Source organism: Brevibacterium sp. 1718, assembly GCF_051131255.1.
Lineage (GTDB): Bacteria > Actinomycetota > Actinomycetes > Actinomycetales > Brevibacteriaceae > Brevibacterium > Brevibacterium sediminis.
Genome location: NZ_CP186550.1, coordinates 1130136 through 1150495, shown reverse-complemented (window position 1 = coordinate 1150495; position 20360 = coordinate 1130136). Strand labels below are relative to the sequence as shown.

At 64.6% G+C, this 20360-nt stretch carries 19 protein-coding genes; 4 read left to right on the top strand and 15 right to left on the bottom strand.

Features of this window, described 5'->3' with window-relative positions:
- The first annotated feature begins 138 nt into the window (after positions 1–138).
- Positions 139–816, top strand: coding sequence for a Crp/Fnr family transcriptional regulator (locus tag ACOZ9V_RS04975; RefSeq protein WP_101545702.1), 678 nt, complete (start codon positions 139–141; stop codon positions 814–816).
- A gap of 314 nt (positions 817–1130) precedes the next feature.
- Here ACOZ9V_RS04975 and ACOZ9V_RS04970 read toward each other — a convergent pair whose 3' ends face one another.
- The 15 genes from ACOZ9V_RS04970 to ACOZ9V_RS04900 form a co-directional block, all read right to left on the bottom strand.
- Positions 1131–1898 carry an MBL fold metallo-hydrolase gene (locus ACOZ9V_RS04970; protein ID WP_434594176.1) on the bottom strand — a complete coding sequence of 256 codons (768 nt, stop codon included), beginning with the start codon at positions 1896–1898 and terminating at the stop codon, positions 1131–1133.
- On the bottom strand, positions 1895–2866 hold the full coding sequence (locus tag ACOZ9V_RS04965; RefSeq protein ID WP_434594173.1) for a hypothetical protein: 972 nt from the start codon (positions 2864–2866) through the stop codon (positions 1895–1897). The genes ACOZ9V_RS04970 and ACOZ9V_RS04965 overlap by 4 nt, the downstream gene beginning before the upstream one ends.
- Positions 2856–3329: a RidA family protein gene (locus ACOZ9V_RS04960; protein ID WP_101545695.1), complete on the bottom strand. Its 474-nt coding sequence runs from the start codon at positions 3327–3329 to the stop codon at positions 2856–2858. The genes ACOZ9V_RS04965 and ACOZ9V_RS04960 overlap by 11 nt, the downstream gene beginning before the upstream one ends.
- Before the next feature lie 49 nt (positions 3330–3378).
- Positions 3379–3534, bottom strand: a complete 156-nt coding sequence (locus ACOZ9V_RS04955; RefSeq protein WP_009883339.1) for a hypothetical protein — start codon at positions 3532–3534, stop codon at positions 3379–3381.
- A gap of 279 nt (positions 3535–3813) precedes the next feature.
- Positions 3814–6219, bottom strand: a complete 2406-nt coding sequence (locus ACOZ9V_RS04950) for a transglycosylase domain-containing protein (RefSeq protein ID WP_434594169.1) — start codon at positions 6217–6219, stop codon at positions 3814–3816.
- 55 nt (positions 6220–6274) lie between these two features.
- Positions 6275–7222 carry a metallophosphoesterase gene (locus ACOZ9V_RS04945; RefSeq protein WP_410710780.1) on the bottom strand — a complete coding sequence of 316 codons (948 nt, stop codon included), beginning with the start codon at positions 7220–7222 and terminating at the stop codon, positions 6275–6277.
- Between the two features lie 85 nt (positions 7223–7307).
- Positions 7308–8216 (bottom strand): metal ABC transporter permease, encoded by a 909-nt coding sequence (locus ACOZ9V_RS04940; RefSeq protein ID WP_172173965.1) that lies wholly within the window; start codon positions 8214–8216, stop codon positions 7308–7310.
- Positions 8213–9082, bottom strand: coding sequence for a metal ABC transporter ATP-binding protein (locus ACOZ9V_RS04935; RefSeq protein ID WP_434594164.1), 870 nt, complete (start codon positions 9080–9082; stop codon positions 8213–8215). Before ACOZ9V_RS04935 ends, ACOZ9V_RS04940 begins: the two co-directional genes overlap by 4 nt.
- Positions 9083–9084: 2 nt before the next feature.
- Positions 9085–10155, bottom strand: a complete 1071-nt coding sequence (locus ACOZ9V_RS04930) for a metal ABC transporter solute-binding protein, Zn/Mn family (RefSeq protein ID WP_434594161.1) — start codon at positions 10153–10155, stop codon at positions 9085–9087.
- A gap of 376 nt (positions 10156–10531) precedes the next feature.
- Positions 10532–11584 carry an aspartate-semialdehyde dehydrogenase gene (locus ACOZ9V_RS04925; RefSeq protein ID WP_434594158.1) on the bottom strand — a complete coding sequence of 351 codons (1053 nt, stop codon included), beginning with the start codon at positions 11582–11584 and terminating at the stop codon, positions 10532–10534.
- Positions 11581–12906 carry an aspartate kinase gene (locus ACOZ9V_RS04920; RefSeq protein ID WP_139468722.1) on the bottom strand — a complete coding sequence of 442 codons (1326 nt, stop codon included), beginning with the start codon at positions 12904–12906 and terminating at the stop codon, positions 11581–11583. The genes ACOZ9V_RS04925 and ACOZ9V_RS04920 overlap by 4 nt, the downstream gene beginning before the upstream one ends.
- A gap of 363 nt (positions 12907–13269) precedes the next feature.
- Complete coding sequence (locus ACOZ9V_RS04915) at positions 13270–13503, bottom strand: helix-turn-helix domain-containing protein (RefSeq protein ID WP_139468723.1); 234 nt, start codon at positions 13501–13503, stop codon at positions 13270–13272.
- The gene (locus tag ACOZ9V_RS04910; protein WP_434594153.1) at positions 13503–14132 is read right to left on the bottom strand and encodes a hypothetical protein; all 630 of its coding nucleotides are present in this window, start codon (positions 14130–14132) and stop codon (positions 13503–13505) included. The genes ACOZ9V_RS04915 and ACOZ9V_RS04910 overlap by 1 nt, the downstream gene beginning before the upstream one ends.
- Before the next feature lie 145 nt (positions 14133–14277).
- Positions 14278–14883, bottom strand: a complete 606-nt coding sequence (gene recR / locus ACOZ9V_RS04905; protein ID WP_025780860.1) for a recombination mediator RecR — start codon at positions 14881–14883, stop codon at positions 14278–14280.
- On the bottom strand, positions 14880–18272 hold the full coding sequence (locus tag ACOZ9V_RS04900) for a DNA polymerase III subunit gamma and tau (protein ID WP_434594150.1): 3393 nt from the start codon (positions 18270–18272) through the stop codon (positions 14880–14882). Before ACOZ9V_RS04900 ends, recR begins: the two co-directional genes overlap by 4 nt.
- 92 nt (positions 18273–18364) lie before the next feature.
- Between ACOZ9V_RS04900 and ACOZ9V_RS04895 the strand changes: the two genes are divergently transcribed.
- The 3 genes from ACOZ9V_RS04895 to ACOZ9V_RS04885 are packed head-to-tail and all read left to right on the top strand — an operon-like array spanning position 18365 to position 20350.
- Positions 18365–19027, top strand: a complete 663-nt coding sequence (locus ACOZ9V_RS04895; RefSeq protein ID WP_181270943.1) for a DUF1707 SHOCT-like domain-containing protein — start codon at positions 18365–18367, stop codon at positions 19025–19027.
- Complete coding sequence (locus ACOZ9V_RS04890) at positions 19024–19290, top strand: hypothetical protein (RefSeq protein ID WP_434594142.1); 267 nt, start codon at positions 19024–19026, stop codon at positions 19288–19290. Before ACOZ9V_RS04895 ends, ACOZ9V_RS04890 begins: the two co-directional genes overlap by 4 nt.
- Positions 19291–19321: 31 nt before the next feature.
- Positions 19322–20350, top strand: coding sequence for a GNAT family N-acetyltransferase (locus ACOZ9V_RS04885; RefSeq protein WP_434594139.1), 1029 nt, complete (start codon positions 19322–19324; stop codon positions 20348–20350).
- Positions 20351–20360 lie beyond the last annotated feature (10 nt).

The window sequence follows — 20360 nt, the reverse complement described above, 5'->3', positions numbered from 1 at the left end:
GAATGGTGTGGACGGGAGTCGTGTTGGGCGGTGCGGGAGAGGTTTTCATACTGATGGGCCACACTCCCGCGTCTTTGCTGGTATCGATGCAGATGACCAGGTAGATTTGTGTGTGATTATCACGACAAGGAGGAACCAGTGGATATTGAAGTGGTGCGGGGCGCGACGCTCTTCGCAGGTCTGGACGATGAAGCCACCAGTGCATTGATGAAGTTCATGAACCCGCGGAGTCTCCGTCGGGGAACCGTGCTCTTCCATGAGGGCGATGCCGGTGACGAGCTCTACATCGTCTCCTCGGGCAAGCTCAAGATCGGCCGTGAGTCCTCCGACGGCCGTGAGAACCTGCTGTCCGTGGTCGGCCCCGGCGAGATCATCGGTGAGCTCAGCCTCTTCGATCCGGGCCCGCGTTCGACCTCGGTCACTGCCGTCTCCCAGTCGGAGCTGCTCAGCCTCAAGCACGAAGACCTCACCACTTGGCTCAACGAGCGTCCGCAGGCCGCGATGAACCTGCTCAAGGCCCTCGCCCAGCGTCTGCGTCGCACCAATGAGACCGTCGGCGACCTTGTCTTCTCCGATGTGCCCGGCCGTGTCGCCAAGGCTCTGCTCGATCTCGCCGCTCGCTTCTCGAAGCCGGCTCCCGACGGTGTGCTCGTCGCTCACGACCTCACTCAGGAAGAGCTGGCTCAGCTCGTCGGTGCCTCGCGTGAGACCGTGAACAAGGCACTGGCCGACTTCGCCGCCCGCGGCTTCATCCGTCTCGAGGCCCGCTCCGTCGTCATCCTCGACATGGACCGCATGCGCAACCGCGCCCGCTGATCCTCCCAGCGACCTCCGGCCGCTGTGGCCGCGTGGACGCCGCGACAAATGGACGCCCCAGCCGATTCGGCTGGGGCGTTCGTTCTGGTCGGGACAGGTGTGCGTCGTGCCCGGCGCTCGCCGTCTCAGGGGCTGTCGCGTGAGGTGTGGGAAGTTTCGTGATCGCGTTCTGATCCAGTCATCGAGTTCAAACTCGATGACTGGATCAGAACCCGAGTTGTGAGTGGTGTGGCATCCAGCTAGACCGAAGACGTCGCGCGCCAGGCGCCGCGGCAGGACTCAGGCGTCGGCGCCTCCGACGTCAGCAGCGGGACTCAGGCGTCGTCGGCGGCGGGCAAGGCGTCGAGGTAGGCCAGCTGAGCCTTGACGATCTGCTCGGCCGCCGACCGTACGCTGGAGTCGACGTCGTGGTAGACGATGTCGCATACCTCTGAGGCCGTCTTCGCCCCCTGCTCCAATGCCGCTTTGACCTGCTCGATGCGTTCGAGTCGGTGGGAACGGTAGTAGTCGATCACCTCGGCGGGGGCGTCGATGCGCTCACCGTGGGCCGGTTCGATGATGGCGAACTCCCCGTCGTCGAGCAGCTCCTTCAAACGGTCGAGGGAGTTGAGATAGTCGCCCAGGGAGCCTTCCGGATGGGTGACGATCGTCGTCCCCTCCCCCAGGATCGTATCGCCGCTGTAGAGGGCTCCGGAGTGGATGAGGCTGATGCTGTCGCTCGTGTGTCCGGGGGTGGCGACGACGCGCAGCACGTCGGCCGGAGTGTCACCGAAGGCGATCTCGTCGCCGTCGCTGACCGGGTCCGTGTGCCGGGCGAAACGCTCGAGCACGGCATAGACGGGCACGTCGGGGGCCCATTGCTCGATGCTTCCGAGCATCTCGGAGTGGTCGGCGTGCTGGTGGGTGAGAACGACCGCCGCCAGGTCACGGTCGGCCACCTCAGCGAGGAAGGCTTCACGATGATCGGCCATCTCCGGTCCGGGATCGATGACGACTGCGGAGGTGTCATCCTGGCTGGTGAGCACGTAGGTGTTCGTACCGGTCAGGGTCATTGGGCCGGGGTTGTTCGCACGGATTCTCATGAGTCGTCGTTCTCCTCGTCTGTCGTTTCGTCATCGTCACCGCTGAATGTCAGGAAGCCGGGGTTCTGGTCGGTGTCGGTCTCGCCGACGGCCACGGCCCGGTCGCGCAGGCTTCCCTTGCTGTGGGGGTCCTTACCCGTGTGGATGACGAACTTCCAGTCGCCGTCGTCATCGACGATCTCCGGACGCAGCGGGTGGAGGTTGCGGATCTGCGCCATGGCCGCGCCCACGGTTGGGACCTCGGCGAGGCTTTCGACGATGATGCGGGCGGCCGCGCCGATGCGGTCGGGGTCTCCTCCCACCTCGGCGATGATCTGGTCGGGGCGTTTCCATCCGGCAGAGGTCTCGTTCGGTGACAGGAAGTCGACGTCCTGGCCGAAGGGCACGGTGGCGATGAAGTAGGTGGTGTCGAACCGGTGCAGCTGGGTGGGGGTGTTGATCCAACGCAGCCACGGTTTGCACAGATCGGGACGCAACCGCAGGTCTCGGTCTCGTAAGACCTGTGACCAGGACACTTCGTTCGAGAACAGCCTCGATCGGGTGGTGTTCCAGTCCGTCTGCGGTGTGGCCACGATCTCCCGGTCGACATCCTCGGCGAGCAGGATTCCGGTGGCAGCGAAGGTGATGCGGGCGGCCGCGGAGAAGTGGTGGAGGGCGCGGGATTTGTTTTCGATGCTCAGCGCACGGGCGCACCGGGCCGAATTCCATCCGGCCAGAGGCAGCTTCCGCACATCACCCGGGCGCAGGCTGCTGGTGGGAAATGCCCACCGGTTGCGGTCTTCGACGCCGCGGGCGTCGAGTTGCCGGGTGATGAAGAGTTCCAGCCCGTCCGCGGAATCCCGGATCAGCACGATCGCCGAGGTGGGGCGCGGGGCCTCCGGGACGGGCCACCGTCCGTCGGACTGCCAGTGGTCAAGCAGCCACCGCAGCTCCGACGAGACGGGAAGAGTGCGTCCGCTAAGCGGCATCGCCTGAGACCTCGACGATGACTTCGACCTCGACGGGGGTGCCCAGAGGCAGAGTGTTCACGCCGACCGCGCTGCGGGCGTGCTGCCCACGGTCTCCGAAGATCTCGCCATAGAGCTCGGACACGCCGTTGATGACGGCTGGCTGCTGGGTGAAGTCGTCGGCGGAGTTGACGAAGCCGGTGACCTTGACGACGCGCACGATCTTGTCGAGATCGCCGATGACTCCGGCGATGGCGGCCAGAGCGTTGAGCCCGGCGGTGCGTGCAAGTTGGTAGCCGGTGTCGAGGTCGACGTCCGTGCCGAGGTGACCGGTCGCAGGCAGTTTGCCGTCGACGACGGGCAGCTGGCCCGAGGTATAGACGTAGTTCCCGGTGCGCAGGGCGGGGACGTAGGCGCCGGCTGGTGTGGCGATCTCGGGCAGTTCGAGGCCGAGTTCGGAAAGGCGCTCAAGGGTCTTCGACATTGTTCTTCTTTCGGTGAGGGTGGGGTGTCAACGGTCCGGCCGGTTCAGCTCATTCTTTGGGGCGTTTGAGGTAAGCCACGAGTCCGTTGTTGTCGGGACCCGGGACGACCTGCACGAGTTCGTATCCGTCCTCGCCCCATTGGTCGAGGATCTGCTTGGTCGCGTGGACGATGAGCGGCACGGTGACGTATTCCCACTTGGTCATGGTTCTCCTCAGTTGTTGGTGCGGCGCCGAGGCGGTCCGAGTGATCCGGTATGACCAGGCTTTCCTGGTGCGGTCGACGACGCAGGTCCGTTCCCCACACTAGCCCAGACTGGGCACGCTGGGCACCCGTGTTCAGCGGGCGGCGGTCACAGCTGTTTCGCTGCGGCGACACCCGTGAAAGTCAGACAGCGAAGGCGGGGAGGCCCTGGTCCTCCCCGCCTTCACCGGGACGTTCTCCGCCGGGTTCTATCGGCCGGTCACGACCGGCATCTCATCGGCTCAGTTGCCGCCGAGGCCGGGAGCCTCGCCGCCGCCGTCACCGCCATCACCGCCGCCATCACCGCCGTCACTGCCGCCGTTGTTGCCGCCGCCGTTTCCGCCGCCGCCTCCGTTGTTTCCGGAGTTGCTGCCTCCACCGCCGCCGTTTCCGCCGCCACCGGTGCCGCCACCGCCGTTCCCGTGGCTTCCGCCACCGCCACCGCCACCGGTGCCGCCACCTCCACCGCGGCCGCCGCTGGACGAACCGCCACCACCGCCGGAGCCGCCGCCGGAGAAGTACTTGCTGCTGGGCTTCGGGAACCCGGTATTGCCCTTGGTCTCCTTCACCGCCTGGCTCATGTATGCCTGCCAGGTCTTACCGGAGATGGTCGCACCGTAGATGTGGCCTCTGACGGCGCCGGCGCCGTTGGTGCGCCAGTCCCGAGTGCCCCCCGGATCACCGGTCCAGACCGCAGTCGACAGCGTCTTGGTGAACCCGAGCAGCCAGGTGTGACCGACCTCGAAGTTCGTCGTACCGGTCTTGGCGCCTGCCGGAACTCCGATCTTCAGCGAGCTCGTCGTACCGCCGTTGAACGTCTGAGTCAGCGCGTAGGCGACGCCCTTGGCCACTTCCTTGTCGAGCACTCGCTTGCAGCCTTCGCCAGGCAGGTCGAGCTTCTCGCCTTTGCGGTCCTTGATCTCAATGATCGGCTTCGGCCCACAGAATTCGCCTTCGTTCGCGAAGGTGGCGAACGCCGCGGCCATGGCGATCGGCGTGGTCTCCGTCGTACCGAGAATCGACGACGGTGACAGGGCTTGGATGAAGCCGGACTTGTCCTTGAAGTCGAGCGCCTCTCCGCTGCCATAGCGGATGCCGAGGTCCATAGCGGTGTCCATGACGTCACACATGTTCAGTTGGTTGCCCATCGCCGCGTAGCCCGTGTTGACGGACTTCTTCGTGGCCTCCAGCGCGGTCATCGAACCCTTGCCTTCACCGTCGCCGGCGTTGTTCGGGTCCCAGTCTCCGCCCATATTCGGACAGCCCTCGTACTTCCAGGAGCTGGCCGGGAAATTGCGCTTCGTCGCATTGACGGTGGTGTTGAGGCTCTTTCCTTCCTTCAGCCATGCCGTCAGGACGAAAGGCTTCCACGTCGAACCGACCTGGAAGCCGCCGCCTCCGTTGTGCTTCTTGTCGACGGTGTAGTTGATCGAGGTCTTCTTGTTCTTGTCCTTCTTCTTGACCTCTCCCGCGGTGTATTCGCGGTTCTCGGCCATGGCGATGACTTCACCGGTTCCAGGTTCGATCGTCACCAGGGCGTGACCGGCGCCGGAGGGGTCGCCGACGGGGACGCGCTTCTTGATCTCTTTGTCCGCGATCTTCTGGATATCGGGATTGAGGCTGGTCTTGATCTTCAGACCGCCACGTTGGAGGAAGGCCAGGCGTTCGTCAGCCGTGTCGCCGAAGGTGTCATCATTCATAATGACGTTCTGAACATAGTTGCAGAAGAATTCTGCCTTGCTCTTGGCTGCCGAACAGCCGTTCGGAGTCTCATGCAGGTCGAGGTCGAGGTCGGTCTTGACCGCCTTGTCGTATTCCTTCTGCGTGATGTGGTCGTACTTGAGCATCTGCCCGAGCACGGTGTTGCGACGCTTGAGCACCTGGTCGGGGAACCGCTGCGGGTTGAACGCCGAGGGGTTCTGCACGATTCCGGCGAGCATCGCCGACTGCTGGATGTTGAGATCTTTCGCGTGGATGCCCCAGTACCGGTAGGCGGCGGCTTCGACACCGTAGACGTTCGGGGAACCCGAATAGTTGTTGATGTTCATGTAGCGATTGAGGATTTCCTTCTTGTCGTACTTCTTCTCAACCGCGACAGCGAGTTTGGCTTCGCGCAGCTTACGCGCATAGCCGGCGGTGCCTTCGGACTCCTTCGCCGCAGCCACACCTTCGGAGTCCTCCTCGGCATGCGCGTTCTCTGCCAGCACGTTCTTCACGTACTGCTGGGTCAGCGTCGATCCGCCCTGAGTCGTCGAGGACACCATATTGTGCACCGCTGCACGAGCAATGCCCTCGATGTCGACGCCGCCGTGTTCGAAGTACCGGTAGTCCTCGACGGCGATCGTCGCATTCTGCATATCCTTCGAAATCTTATCCAGCGGGACCTCCTGGCGGTTCTGCCAGTAGAACTCCGCAAGCTCGGACCCGTCGGAGGCAAGCATCGTCGACTTCTCACCGAGGTCCTTGATCTCCAAGGTCGCGGGGAGTGAATCGAAGATCTCGACAGCGCTGTTCGCACTGGCTGTTGCGACACCGACTCCGGGAATGGCCAGACCGGCAGCGACGATTCCCGCCACTGCGCTGACGGCCACGAACTGCATGAACGCGCCCATTTTTGTGGGTGGGGCGTTTGACTCAGGAGACACCATGGTAGCCAGTTTAACGAATTTGCCTTGTGCAAATCTTCAGAAACCGCTGAACGGGTTAGGCCATTGCGACGAGTTCCAAGACGCTGACTTCGGGTCGGCAGGCGAAACGCACTGGTGAGTACGGTGAGAATCCGAGACCGGCGGAGATGGCGACGAGGCTCTTCCTGTACGGAAAGACTCCGCGTGCGCGTGTCCGATCGAGGTCGCAGTTCGTCACCGGCGCACCCCAGAAGGGCACGCGGATCTGTCCACCGTGAGTGTGTCCGGCCATGATGAGGTCCGCCCCCGCCGAGGCGAACGCCTCCAAGGTCCGCGAATACGGGGCGTGTGTCACGCCCACCTTGAGCCCGGCCTCGGAATCGAACCGCGGATGCTCAAGCACGCCCTTGCCGGGTGCTCCCCCACTCCAACGGATCCGGTCGCGGTCGATATGGGCGTCGCCGAGCCCGGTGAAGTGGATCCGGGTGCCCTTGATCGTCAGGGTCGCCTCGGTGTTGTCGAGGAAATGCCATCCCTGACTACCGGCCGACGAGTCCGACGGGGATGTCGGTTCTTCGAATCCGCGGACGAGGGCCTCGACATCGAGATCGGGGTTCACTCGGTGTTTGACCTGGGACGGCGATCGCAGATACTTCGCGGGATTCTTCGCCTGCGGCGAGAAGAAGTCATTTGACCCCAGGACGAAGACTCCGGGTGTGTCGAGCAGACCGGAGAAGACGTCGAGGACGTCGGGCACGATATCGGCCGAGAGGTTGTCACCGGTGTTGACGACGACGTCCGGTTCGAGCCGGGTGAGCGCTTTGACCCAGGAGGCACGGTGCTTCTGCCAGGGCGCCAGGTGCAGGTCGGCGACGTGGAGGATCCGGATGGATTCGGCTCCGGCAGGCAGGATCGGCAGGGTGTGGCGGCGGATGGCGAAGAGGTGCGGTTCGACGACCGCACCCCAGATTCCGGCGGCCGTGGGGGCGGCCAGAGCACCGGCGAGGAGAGCGCGCTTCTTCATTCCCCCAACTCTATCCGCTCCCAGAACTACCTGACGGCGGCCCAGCAACCTCGCGCGAGGTTGCTGGGCCGCCGTCAGGTAGCAACTAGGGGGTGGGGATGGGGGTGTTGTGTTCTCTTGCGGCGCGGTGGGCGCGGCGGCGGTGCAGGGATTTCATCCGGCGACCGCCGACGAGACGGCAGACGACGTAGATGAGGAACGAGATCGTCGTGACGAACGGGCTGATCGGGACCACCGGTGAACCGAGCGCAATGAGGATTCCACCGACCGAGGCGGTCACGGCGAAGATCACGCTGAGCACCGGAACCCACACCGGCGAGGCCGAGAGCTGGGTTGCTGCGGCGGCCGGGGTGATGAGGAGAGCGAGGACGAGGAGGACACCGACGACCTGCACGCTCAGCGCCACCGCGAGTCCGAGGGTGAGCATGAAGACGATGGTGAGCACACTGACCGGCACACCTTTGGCCCGTGCCACCTCGGGGTCGAGGCTGGAGAACATGAGCGGACGCCAGACGATCGCCAACACCACGAGTACGGCCAGCGCACAGATGATGAGGGTGAGGATCTGGCCGGGTGTGATCGCGACGATCTGGCCGGTGAGCAGCCCGAACTTGCTCGCCGCTCGCCCGTCGTAGAGGGCGAGGAAGAGGATCGCCAGCCCCAGACCGAAGGGCATGAGGACGCCGATGATCGCGTTCTTCTCCGAATCCTTGGCCCCGCCGATGCCGATGATGAGAGCGGCGACGACGGACCCGACGATCGACCCGGTCACGACGTCGAAGCCGACGAGCAGGGCGAAGGCAGCACCGGCGAAGGAGAGCTCGGAGACCCCGTGGACTGCGAAGGGGATGTCCCGAGCCATGACGAAGACACTGATGAGGCCTCCGACAACGCCGAGCAGCGCCGCGGCGATGAGAGAATTGGCCAGCAGCGCCACGAGCTCGCCGTAATCCTCGAAGGTGAAGAGGTTGGCAAAGATCTCAGGAATGCTCATCGGTTCACCACCGTCCCGTCGAGGTGGAAGGAGTCATCGGGCAGGTTGTGGTGGTCGACGCATTCCTCTTCACCGCCGACGACGACGAGGCGGCCGCCGACGCGTACCACTTCGACCGGAGCACCGTAGAGGCGGGACAGCGATTCGGTGGTCATCACCTCGGCGGGGGTGCCGATGAGGAATTGCCCGCCGACGATATAGAGCACCCGGTCGACATACGGCAGGATCGGGTTGATCTCGTGGGTGACGAAGACGACGGCGGCATCGCGTTCGACCCGCTGTTCGTGCAGCAGCGCGGCCACCACCTGCTGGTGGTGCAGATCGAGGGACAGCAGCGGTTCGTCGCAGAGCAGCACCGTGGGATCGTTGGCCAGGGCCTGGGCCACGCGCAGTCGCTGCAGCTCACCGCCGGAGACCGTGCCGGCGGGGGCGTCGGCATAGTCGGTGGCGCCGACGGAGGCCAAGAGGTCTTCGACCTTCTTCTTTCGTCCCCGGGACAGCAGGCCCATCCCCCACCGGTGACCGTCGATGCCCATGCGCACCAGATCGCGGCCGCGCATCGGAGTGTGCGGATCGATTCCGCGCTGCTGCGGAATGTAGCCGATGGCGGGATTGCCCTTGTGCACTTCCCGACCGCCGACCTCAGCGGTGCCGGCCGACAGCGCATTCTGTCCCAGCAGCACCTTGAGCAGGGAGGTCTTGCCGGTGCCGTTGGGGCCGAGCACGGCGAGGAACTCCCCGGGCGCGACGTCGAGGTCGAGATCGTGCCAGAGTACTCGCGGGCCGAACCGCAGTTCGGCGTCGCGCAGTCGAATCACCGGCTCCCGTCGTATTGCCGGTGCGGAAGCGTCGGATTCCTTGGCCATGTTCAGTGCTTGTGCCCTTCGAGTGCGGTTGAGATTTCGGTGATGTAGCCACCCATCCAGTCGGCGTAGTGCGTTCCCGAAGGCATGGTCTCGGCGAGGTCGACGACCGGGACGTCGGAGTCCTCAGCGGTGGACTTCAAGGCCTCTGCCTGCGGACCTGCCGCTTGAGTATTGTATCCAAGCAGCACGGCATCTCCATCGGAGATCTGCTTCTCCGCGGCCTTGAGCACCAGCGGCGGCACATCGTTGCCCTCTTCGACGGCGGCGAGGAACTCCATCGAGGTGACGTTCTCGAGCCCCATATCGTCGAACAGCCACAGCGGAATCGGTTCGGTCGCAGCGACCTTCTCGCCGCCGTGTTCCTTCTTCACCGCATCGATATCGTCCTGCAGGGCGGTCAGCTGCGCCTTGTACTCCTTCGCGTTCTCCTCGAACTCGCCCTGATGTTCCGGCAGGGCCTCGCCGAGGTGGGTCGCCGCCTCGTCGACGAGCTTCGTCATCGTCGGGACCGAGTACCACAGGTGTTCGTTGAATGATCCGTGATCGTGGCCTTCGTGGCCCGCATCATCGTGGCCCTCTTCGGCATGTTCATGGTCATGTGCCTCCTCACCCTCGTGAGCGTGCCCGCCGCCGTGGGCCTCCTCGTCGTCATGGCCCTCACCGTGTTCATGGTCGTGGGGCTCGTTGCCGAGGCCTTCCGAGCCGGGCAGGGCCGAGATCGAAACGGTATCGATGATGTCGACGTCGGTACCGGAGGCATCGAGCATTCCGGTCATGAATGCGTCGTAGCCGCCGCCGTTCTGTACTACGAGGTCGGCCTTCGACAGTTTGAGTCGATCCTGCGTGGTCGCCTCGTAGGAGTGAGGATCCTGGTTCGGATCATCGATGATCGGGCTCACCTCGGCGAAATCGCCGGCGACTTGGGAGACGATGTCGGCGTAGACGTTGGTCGAGGTCACCACGCGCAGTGCCCCGGCGTCGGCTTCGGAGGCCTGTCCCCCGCAGCCGCTGAGGACAAGCGTCGCCGAGGAGGCGATGGCAGCGGAAGTGAGAAGAATGCGCGAGGAGGTCATGAGGAGCCTTTCTAAGGCATCGAGGATGAAGCAACATCGTCGACGATACTCAGATCAGAGGCCCGCCACTAATATAAATATTTATATATAGCAACGCTTTTATATGTTCTGGCCACTTTCGACACTTGGCACCCATACCGTCACCCGAGGTCCGCTCGTTCAAGGCGGAGCGCACTCTTCGCTCCGTGTACCGCGTGCAATCTGCGGTTGCGCTTGAACAAGTTCGACCGGCGTGCGGGAACTCTGGATAAACGAGCGTGGCCTTGAACGAGACTGCCGCTGACGGGCAGTCGAGTGCGACTGTGGGAAACAACGAACCGCCCGAAAGCGTGTGCTTCCGGGCGGTTCATCACCTGACTGTCGTTGCCTTGCCGGCTCAGGCGGCCTTCGCCTCGAGCTTCTTGGCCAGCAGGGCGGCGATCTGGACAGTGTTCAGTGCCGCGCCCTTGCGCAGGTTGTCGTTGGAGACGAAGAGGACGAGTCCCTTGCCTGCTGGTGCCGACTGGTCGGCGCGGATGCGGCCGACGTAGCTGTCGTTCCGACCTGCAGCCTTGAGCGGGGTCGGGACCTCGTCGAGGGAGACTCCGGGTGCCTGCGACAGGATTTCGGTGGCCTGCTCGGGGCTGATGTCGGAGTCGAATTCGGCGTGGATGCTCAAGCTGTGTCCTGTGAAGACTGGCACGCGCACGCAGGTGCCGGCGACCAGCAGGTCGGGCAGGCCGAGGATCTTCCGGCTCTCGTTGCGCAGCTTCTTCTCTTCATCGGTTTCGTTCTGCCCGTCGTCGACGACCGATCCGGCCATCGGCAGGACGTTGAACGCAATCGGTTCGACGTAGTTGTCAGGCTCCGGCAGGCTCACCGCGTTTCCGTCGGTGGTGAGCTTGCGCGCATCGGGCAGACCGGCTTCGAGCTGACCGGCGAGCTCCTCGACCCCGGACAGACCCGAACCGGACACTGCCTGGTAGGTGGCCACGATGAGACGGCTCAGTCCGGCCTTGTCATGGAGAGCCTTGAGCACGGGCATGGCGGCCATGGTCGTGCAGTTCGGGTTCGCGATGATGCCCTTGGGCGGCTCATCAAGGGCATCCGGGTTGACCTCACTGACGACAAGCGGAACCTCCGGGTCCGAACGCCACGCCGAGGAGTTGTCGACGACGATGGCACCAGCCGCGGCGAAACGCTCGGCCTGTGCCTTCGACGTCGCCCCACCAGCGGAGAACAGGGCGATATCGAGTCCGCTCGGATCCGCCTCGGCGGCATCTTCGACGGTGATCGGCTGACCCTTGAAGTCGATCGTCTTCCCGGCCGAACGGGCCGAGGCGAAGAGCCTCAGGGCCCCGATCTCGAACCCGGGATCGTCGGCCAGCAGGTCGAGCATGACTCCGCCGACCTGGCCGGTCGCACCGACTACTCCGATATTGACGCTCATCGTCCGGTACCTCCGTACACCACTGCTTCGTTGTCTTCACTGTCGAGTCCGTAGGCGGCATGAGCGGCACGGACCGCGTCGTCGAGCAGGTCTGCTCGGGTGACGACGCTGATGCGGATCTCCGAGGTGGAGATCATGTCGATATTGACCTGGGCTTCGCTGAGCGCTTCGAACAGGGTCGCGGTCACGCCCGGGTGGGAGCGCATTCCGGCGCCGACGACGGAGAGCTTGCCGATCTGGTCGTCGTAGCGGACCTGGTCGAAGCCGATCTCTGCCTTCACACCGTCGAGGGCCTCGAGCGCCTTGGCTCCGTCGTCCATGGGCAGGGTGAAGGAGATGTCCGTCTTCCCCGGCTCGCGGGTGGAGATGTTCTGGACGATCATGTCGATATTGGCTTCCTGCTTGGCCAGAGTCTTGAAGATCTCAGCGGCCTTGCCGGGGACATCGGGAACACCGACGATCGTGACCTTGGCTTCCGAGCGGTCGTGGGCGACGCCGGAGATGATTGCCTGTTCCATGGTGGACTCCGTTTCTGGTTCCGCTGCCGGGGTCGATGATCCCCGGCCCTGGCGGAAGGCTTCGGGGATGGGTGAATCGGTCACCCAGGTTCCTTGGTTGCGAGAGAATGAGGACCGCACGTGCACCGGCACGTTGTAACGGCGGGCGTATTCGACGCAGCGGAGCATGAGGACCTTGGCGCCCGAGGCGGCCATCTCCATCATCTCTTCGTAGCCGATCTCATCGATCTTGCGCGCCGTGGGCACGATCCGCGGATCGGCGGTGAAGACGCCGTCGACGTCGGTGTAGATCTCACACACATCGGCGTCGAGCGACGCGGCCAGTGCCACAGCGGTGGTGTCGGAGCCGCCGCGGCCGAGTGTGGTGATGTTCTTCGCGGTCTGGCTGACGCCCTGGAATCCTGCGACGATGGCGACGTATCCCTCGTCGAGGGAGGACCGGATGCGGCCGGGAGTGACGTCGATGATTCGGGCCTTGCCGAACTGCTCATCGGTGATGACTCCGGCCTGGGAGCCGGTGAAGGACTGGGCTTCGAAGCCGAGGTTGGCGATCGCCATGGCCAGCACCGCCATCGAGATGCGCTCACCGGCGGTCAGCAGCATATCGAGTTCGCGGGCGGGGGGCATGGGGGAAACCTGTTGGGCCAAGTCGATGAGATCATCGGTACTGTCACCCATGGCCGACACCACGACAACTACTTCGTGACCGGCTTGACGGTACTCGACAATTCGTTTGGCCACTCGCTTGACCGATTCCGCATCGGCTACCGAGGACCCACCGAACTTCTGGACGACTATGCTCACTGCAGTATCTTCCTTATCGCTGATAAGTTCCGTGCCAGGCGATCGATTCCATGGTTCCAAACATGGACGTCTCGTACTGCATCGATCAGGATTTCAGCCGTGTCGGGCTCCCGGCACCTGAACCATTGTATGAGGTGCGTCATTCCGCTTCACCTTCGCCCGTCATTCAGACACTGCCTGACCGGGCCGAACGTCCGCCCCTGCAGACCCGAGCGTTGACTGTGCACATAGGCGAGGCGGCGGTTGGTCACCGGGCGTTCAGCCCCTGCTCAGAAATCGTTATAAACGAGGCATCGCGGAACGCCGGATTCACTCGCCGAGGCGGCCCGCCGGCTTCGTGCCGACGGGCGCTGCCCTTGACGGTCAGTCCGACCGTCGTTCCACGGTGAAGAGGTCACCGGGCTGACAGTCGAGGACCTCGCACAGAGCAATGAGAGTGGAGTAGCGCACGGCCTTCGCTCTGTTGTTCTTAAGCACGGAGAGGTTTGCGAGCGAGACCCCGACGCGCTTGGACAGTTCGGTCAGGCTCATGTCTCGCCGGGTCAGCAGACTGTCGAGGTGGCAGATGACTCGGGAAGAGCCGAATTCCTCGACCATCACACGAGCCCTTCGAGATCTTCTTGAGCTTCGCGCCCTGATCTGAAGCACCTCCGCAGCAATTCGGCGCCGCCGACGGCCCCGAGAACGAAGAATGCGTGGACGACGGTGATTCCCGGCCCCACTTCATCAGCGATGCCGATATCGGCGGAGATCCAATTGCCGCCGGGAACCTTGGTGATGAAGTGGAGAATCCACCCGATCGCCACAATCCACTCGAACGCCGCAAAGGCGCGGGACGCCCGGAGCGTGAAGGGTGTTCCCGCCGCGATGTCACGGATGACAGGCACCAGGGAGATCGCGGCCGCCAACACGGTGAGGATAAGAGTGACTTCGGCAATGGTCACCAGCACGACTGCCCCGGCCGAGACGTCGGCCGTCGGAACGACGATCTCGGTGAGTCCGGACAGGGATGCCGTTCCGTTCCCGGCATCGAGCGAGGAGGGTGCGCCTTCGGAGAAGTCCACCGTCACCGCCACTTCGGAGCGGATCATTCGCGTGACGAGATCAGTGACGGCATAGATGACGTAGAAGCCGACCGCCAAACCGATCCATAGTTCGTAACCTGTTCCGAACGCCTTGCGCTTCTGAGGTTCGCCGTCCGGCCTCTGTTCCTCTGTCGGTGACATGACAACGCCTTCCCGTCCCGGCGAGCAGCAGACGAGCTTTCCGCCGACCTTCGCCGCATCCGATGATTTATCGTTTGTCGATATATCGATAAACAATATGTTTCACGATTATCGATATGGTGTCAAGAGGGCGAAACCGAGGCGGTCAGTCGATTTCGCGACGACCGGAGAATGCCCGACCGAGGGTGACTTCGTCGGCGTATTCGAGGTCGCCGCCGACGGGCAGCCCCGAGGCCAGGCGGGTGACGGTCACGCCGAGTGATCCGAGCAGGCGGACGAGGTAGGTGGCGGTGGCTTCGCCTTCGAGGTTCGGGTCGGTGGCGATGACGGTCTCCTTGACCTCACCGTCCTGCAGACGCGTCATGAGCTCTTTGATCCGCAGGTTGTCGGGCCCGACTCCGGCCATCGGGTCGATGGCTCCGCCGAGGACGTGGTAGAGGCCCCGGTATTCTCGGGTCCGTTCGATTGCGACGACGTCCTTGGGCTCTTCGACCACGCAGATCATCGACCGATCGCGGCGCGGGTCCTGGCAGACCGTGCATTCGGCCTCCTCGGAGACGTTTCCGCAGATCTCGCAGAACCGCACTCGCTTCTTCACGTCGGTGAGCGCCTGGGCCAGCGCATTGACGTCCTGCGAGTCCGTCTGCAGGATGTGGAACGCCAGACGCTGGGCCGATTTCGGCCCGATGCCCGGAAGCTTGCCGAACTCTTCGACCAAGTCCTGAAGGGCACCTTCGTATACAGCGCTCATACTTCTCTTTCGTCAATGATTTCGCCGCCGAGGACCCGTGCGATCACATCGACGCCCATCTGCGGCGCTTCGGAGACGTCGAGGTCCGTTTCCGGATCATACTCGTCCTCGTCCGATCCCGACCCTTGCGGGTAGGGGTTCGATCCCGGCGCCGAGGCAGCCCCCGGTGCTGTCCCGCCTGCCGGGTTGGCCTGCGGAGCAGATCCGTAGCCGGGTCCGGCAGGCGGAGTGGTGGTGGCACCGTGCTTTTCGGCAAGTGCGGCGAAGCGCGATTTGAACGGTTTCGCCTCTCCCCCATGGGTCGGTGGCGGCGACTGCACGGCAGGTGCCGACTGGTCGAAGGCACCTCCTCCGAAGTCGCTCGTGGTGTCGCCGAGATCGGGATAGTCGAGATCGTCGTCGGGCGGCGGAACTACGACGGCGCCGACGTCGACAGCTCCGCTGCCGGCGCTCGTCTCGTCGACGTCGGTCGAGGCTGTGCCTGTCGATGCCGCATCGACCGGTGAGGAGTCGATCGGGGAGGGACCGTCGTTCCAATTCGGTTCCTCCCACCGCGGTTCGACATATTCCATCGGCGAATCGTCGGCGAAGCCGGACGACCTTGCTGGAGCTGGTTCCTGCTCGCGCGAGTGGTCAGACCGTCCGAAGTCGTCGGTCGGTGCGTTACCGGAGTCGGTCGACTCGGTTCCGGTGTCTGTCGGCGCACCGAAGAAGTCGTCGTCGGACAGGTCGGGCACAACAACATCCGGGACCGCTGGTTCGGAAGAATCGTGGTCAGGATCTCTCGGCTCAGGAGCAGTCCAGTCTGATCCTTCAGAGTCGGCCGAGTCCACAGCGGGAACCTGAGCGACCGAGGATTTCGGCTCAGACTCGGCCGATCCCTCTTCGGTAGTTTCGGCCGGTTCACCGGAGTTGTCCTGAGGTGTGGGTTCAGTCGGAGGGCCCGGCTGTTCCCCCTCCTCGTCGTCGGAGGACCAGGGCCCCTGCGTCGGGCCGCTGGGTTCCCAGAACTTCTCGTGGTCAACCTGTGGTTTGTCGACTTCACGAGTACCGACGACTGCGGCGACCTCCTGCGGACTCGGGCGTCGCAGGCTAGGCGCCGGTCCGTGATTGCCGCCGGAGTCATTCATGGGCGGAGCCGAGGATCCTTTGCCCTGGCTGCCTCCGCCGGCAGTTCCTCCGCCGATCCGACCGACATCACCGACGTCGATACGAGCCTGGATGCCGAGAACGTCGTTGATCGCCGCCGCGAGTTTGGCCGCATGGTCACGCTGCTGGAATCCCTGCACGGATCCGGCGTTGTTGAAGCCGAGGTAGACGACCCCGTCGGAGAACGACTGCGGGATCGCATTGGCCGCGATGATCGCTCGTGTCAGTCGGCTGCGCTTCTCCACCGAGGCGAGGATGCTCGGCCATGCTCGGCGGATCGCTTCGATCTCACCGCCGATGTCGCCGGATCCCGCCACCGAGGTCGCCTCCGGCGCCGCTGCCTGCTCGGACTGTCGCGAGCCATCGCCAGGTCCGGCTGGTGACGCAGACGCGGGAGCCGACTGACGCTGAGACTGGTTCGCCGGCGCGGAGTCCGGTGCAGAGCTGTGTGCGGAGGCACCGGCAGAGCCCTGTCTCTGCTGGTTATCCTGCACAGATTGCGACTCATTCTGCGGCGCGCCCGACGCTTCGGCCGCAGGCTCGGGCGGCGGCTGCTGTTCCTGCGCTGGCCGGCCCCTTTCTGCGTTCCGAGGGTTCTCAGCAGACTGCTGCTGCGGACCCGCGTGCGCGGTCTGAGATTGAGGCCCGGACGGCGATGCCTGCTCCGGCTCGGTCTGGCTATCGTGCTGAGACGACTGAGCCTGCTGATCCGACTGTTCTTGTTGCTCGGCCTGCTCTTGCGACCCCTGCCGATCAGATTGACGCTGCTGCCCCTGCTCAGGCTGCTGCCCTGGCTGCGCTACCGGTTCGTTGAGCATCGACTCGGCGGCCGCGGCCATGGCCGCGATGTCGTCGAAGTCGTCGTGAGCTGCGCTCTGAGGCTGACCGGCGGTCGCATCCGCATCCGGTGCTCCGGCCCCGCGGCCCGGCGCACCAGGCGACGCATCACCTGCCGGCGGTCGACCGCCCGACTGTCCCTGATCGACAGCAGGTGCCTGCCCCTGCACAGGGGCTTGCGCCGCACCCTGATCCGGGACTGCCTGCGGCGGCGGCACGTTCGCTGCCACACCGGTGGCCGACATGCCGATGCGACGTTCCATCCGCTCCATACGACTGAGCACAGCATCCCGGCTGCGGCCGGAACCGGGCAGCAGAATGCGGGCACAGATGAGTTCGAGCTGCAGCCTCGGCGAGGTGGCACCCGACATCTCCGTCAGTCCCACGTTGAGCAGGTCTGCGGCGCGGGAGAGTTCGCCTTGTCCGAAACCATTGGCCTGCAGGGTCAGCCTCTCCAGGCGGTCCGGCGGCACTTCGGGCAGGAAGGCATGGGCCGCCTCGGGGGCGGCGTTGATGACGATGAGATCCCGGAAGCGCTCGAGCAGATCTTCGACGAAGCGCCTCGGATCCTGACCGGATTCGATGACCCGCTCCACCGCGCGGTACACCCCGGCACCGTCGCCGGCGGAGAACGCATCGACGATGTCGGACAACAGCGAATCAGGAGTGTATCCGAGCAGCGCGACGGCTCGACCGTAGTCGACTCCATCGGGCCCAGCCCCGGCGATGAGCTGGTCGAGGACCGACAGCGTGTCACGCACCGATCCCCCTCCGGCCCGCACGACCAGCGGCAGCACGCCCTTGGCCACCTGCACACCCTCACTAGCGCACAGCTCCTCGAGGTAGTTGCCCAGGGCCTCCGGCGGCACCAGTCGGAACGGATAGTGGTGAGTCCGCGACCGGATCGTGCCGATGACCTTCTCGGGTTCGGTCGTGGCGAAGATGAACTTGATATGCGGCGGCGGCTCTTCGACGATCTTGAGCAGAGCGTTGAAGCCCTGCGAGGTGACCATGTGCGCCTCATCGAGGATGAACACTTTGTACCGATCGCGCGCGGGCGCATAGACGGCACGTTCACGCAGGTCACGGGCATCATCGACGCCGTTGTGGCTGGCCGCGTCGATCTCGACGACATCGAGCGAGCCGGGTCCGCCGTTGGCCAGATCCCGACAGCTCGGGCATTCCCCACACGGCACCGGGGTCGGTCCCTGCTCGCAGTTGAGGCACCGGGCCAGGATCCGCGCCGAGGTGGTCTTACCGCACCCGCGCGGGCCGGAGAACAGGTAGGCATGGTTGATGCGGCCACGTTCGATGGCGGCCTTCAGCGGATCGGTCACATGCTCTTGACCGATGACCTCGTCGAAGGTCTCTGGGCGGTATCTTCTGTACAGTGCGGTGGACACGTCCCCTAGCCTAATGCCAACGGCTGACACGAGACACGGCCCCGGACTCCCCGCCGTTGTCGCCGACTTCCCGATCAGGCACGATAGAGATCATGAGCTCAGCCACCCCCTCCCCCGACGAGAACGACCCCGCAAAGACCTTCCGCATCGGCCACAAAGAGCGCGACGAGGCGATCGAGCTGCTCCGCGAAGCCGCCGGCGACGGTCGGATCACGGTCGACGAGCTCGACGAACGGATGGAGAAGGTCCAGTCCGCGAAGTTCCCCATCGACCTCGACGCAGTGCTCGCCGACCTCACCACCGAGCTGCCCTCCGATCGCTTCCGCCCCGCCTCGGCGATCGCCCCTGCCCCTGGCCGCGCGATGGCGATCACGGGGCATGACCGCTTCGATCCGCTCGTCATCAAGGCCGGCTGGGAGTCCGCGGTCCGCCGCGCCAGGTGGGCGGTCCCGCCGTATATCCGCTGCGAACCGTCGATGTCGAACATCGAGCTGAACTTCCTCGAGGTCGAGACCGATCTCGAGGTCATCGAGATCGAGATCGTCGCCGGTATGGGCTCGGTCACCGTCGTCATCCCCGACGACTGGGCGGTCAACGTCGACCAGCTCTCAAAGTCCTGGGGAAGCGTGAAATCCGTGGTCGACGCCGTTCCGACCGGCCGCCGGCCTCTCGTGCGCGTGGGCGGATCGATCGGCATGGGCTCGTTCAAGGCCCGCTTCGCGAACTACTTCGACCGTCGGCGAATGGCGAAATGATGCAGCCCGGACTCGGTGCTGTCATCTTCCTCACCCTGTGCATCATCGTCGTCTTCAGCGTCGGTGCCTTCCTCGTGTACCGGGTGATGAACACTCCCGGTTCTCATATCGGCTCCCGCCTGCCCAAACACGATCCCCACGCCGAGGCGGCCCCCACCGACCCACCCGAGCGCGGATCCGCTGCGGACCAGTCCGACCCCGAGGGGACGAACAGCACCGACGGCCCTGACCGTCCTGAGGACCCCGAACCGCGGCGTCCTTGAAAACCGACACCTGCCGTGATCGACTTTCACTATGTCTGAGATTCAGATCACGCGCATCGCCGCCGACGATGAATCTGCGCTGCTGAAGTGGAACGACGTCATGCGCACCGCTTACACCGAGGGTCGCACCGCCGCCTGGTGGCGCAGCGCCGAGACGACGCTGACCCAATTCGCCCACCCGCGTCCGGGAGGGCAGGACATCGCCCTGGTGGGCCGCCTCGGCGAGGAGATCATCGGCGGCGTCGAGATCAGTCTCTCCCCCGAAACTCCGACCGATATCGAACTCGGTGTCCTCTCGGCTCACCGTCGGCAGGGTTTCGGCACTGCCCTCGCCGAGGCGGCCGCACAGTTCCTCGATGATGGTGACGATTTCTCGGAGATCGTGCAGACCGAAACCTACTGTCCGGCCGGGGTCGCCTTCGCGCAGGCGCACGGGATGAGCATCGGCAACGAAGAGCACCGACTGCTGCTCGACCTGCCCGCTTACCTGGACGCCGATGCGAATCGGTACAAGGATTCGGGGGCGTCGACGGTTGTGCCGGTGATCAGGGAGGACCCGGACTTCTCGGTCACCTCATGGATCGGAGCCTGCCCCGAGGAGGTGTTGGAATCCTGGACCCAACTGCGTGTGCAGATGGATGAGGACGTGCCCGTCGGTTTCCTCACCCGCTCCGCTACCCATGCCAGCACTGCGGCGATCCGCAGCCATGAGGAGCGGATGGAAGAGCAGGGCTGGACCTTGGTCAGCTCGATGGCGCACGTGGGCGAACTCGCCGTCGGCTACACGGAGATCATGGTCTCGGCCCACGATCCGCAGATCGTCATCCAGGAGGACACGCTCGTCGACCGAGCCTATCGAGGCCGCGGGATCGGTCGGGCCCTCAAGGTCGCGAACCTGCGTCAGCTGCCCGCGGTCGCGGCGACCGCCTCGGCGAAATGGGTGCAGACGTACACGGCGACGGACAACGAACCGATGCTCGCACTCAACCGCGACCTCGGGTTCTTCATCTCCGACACGATGACCGCTCTGGAGAAGAAGTCCGATCACAGCCGCGCGTGACATTCCGGTC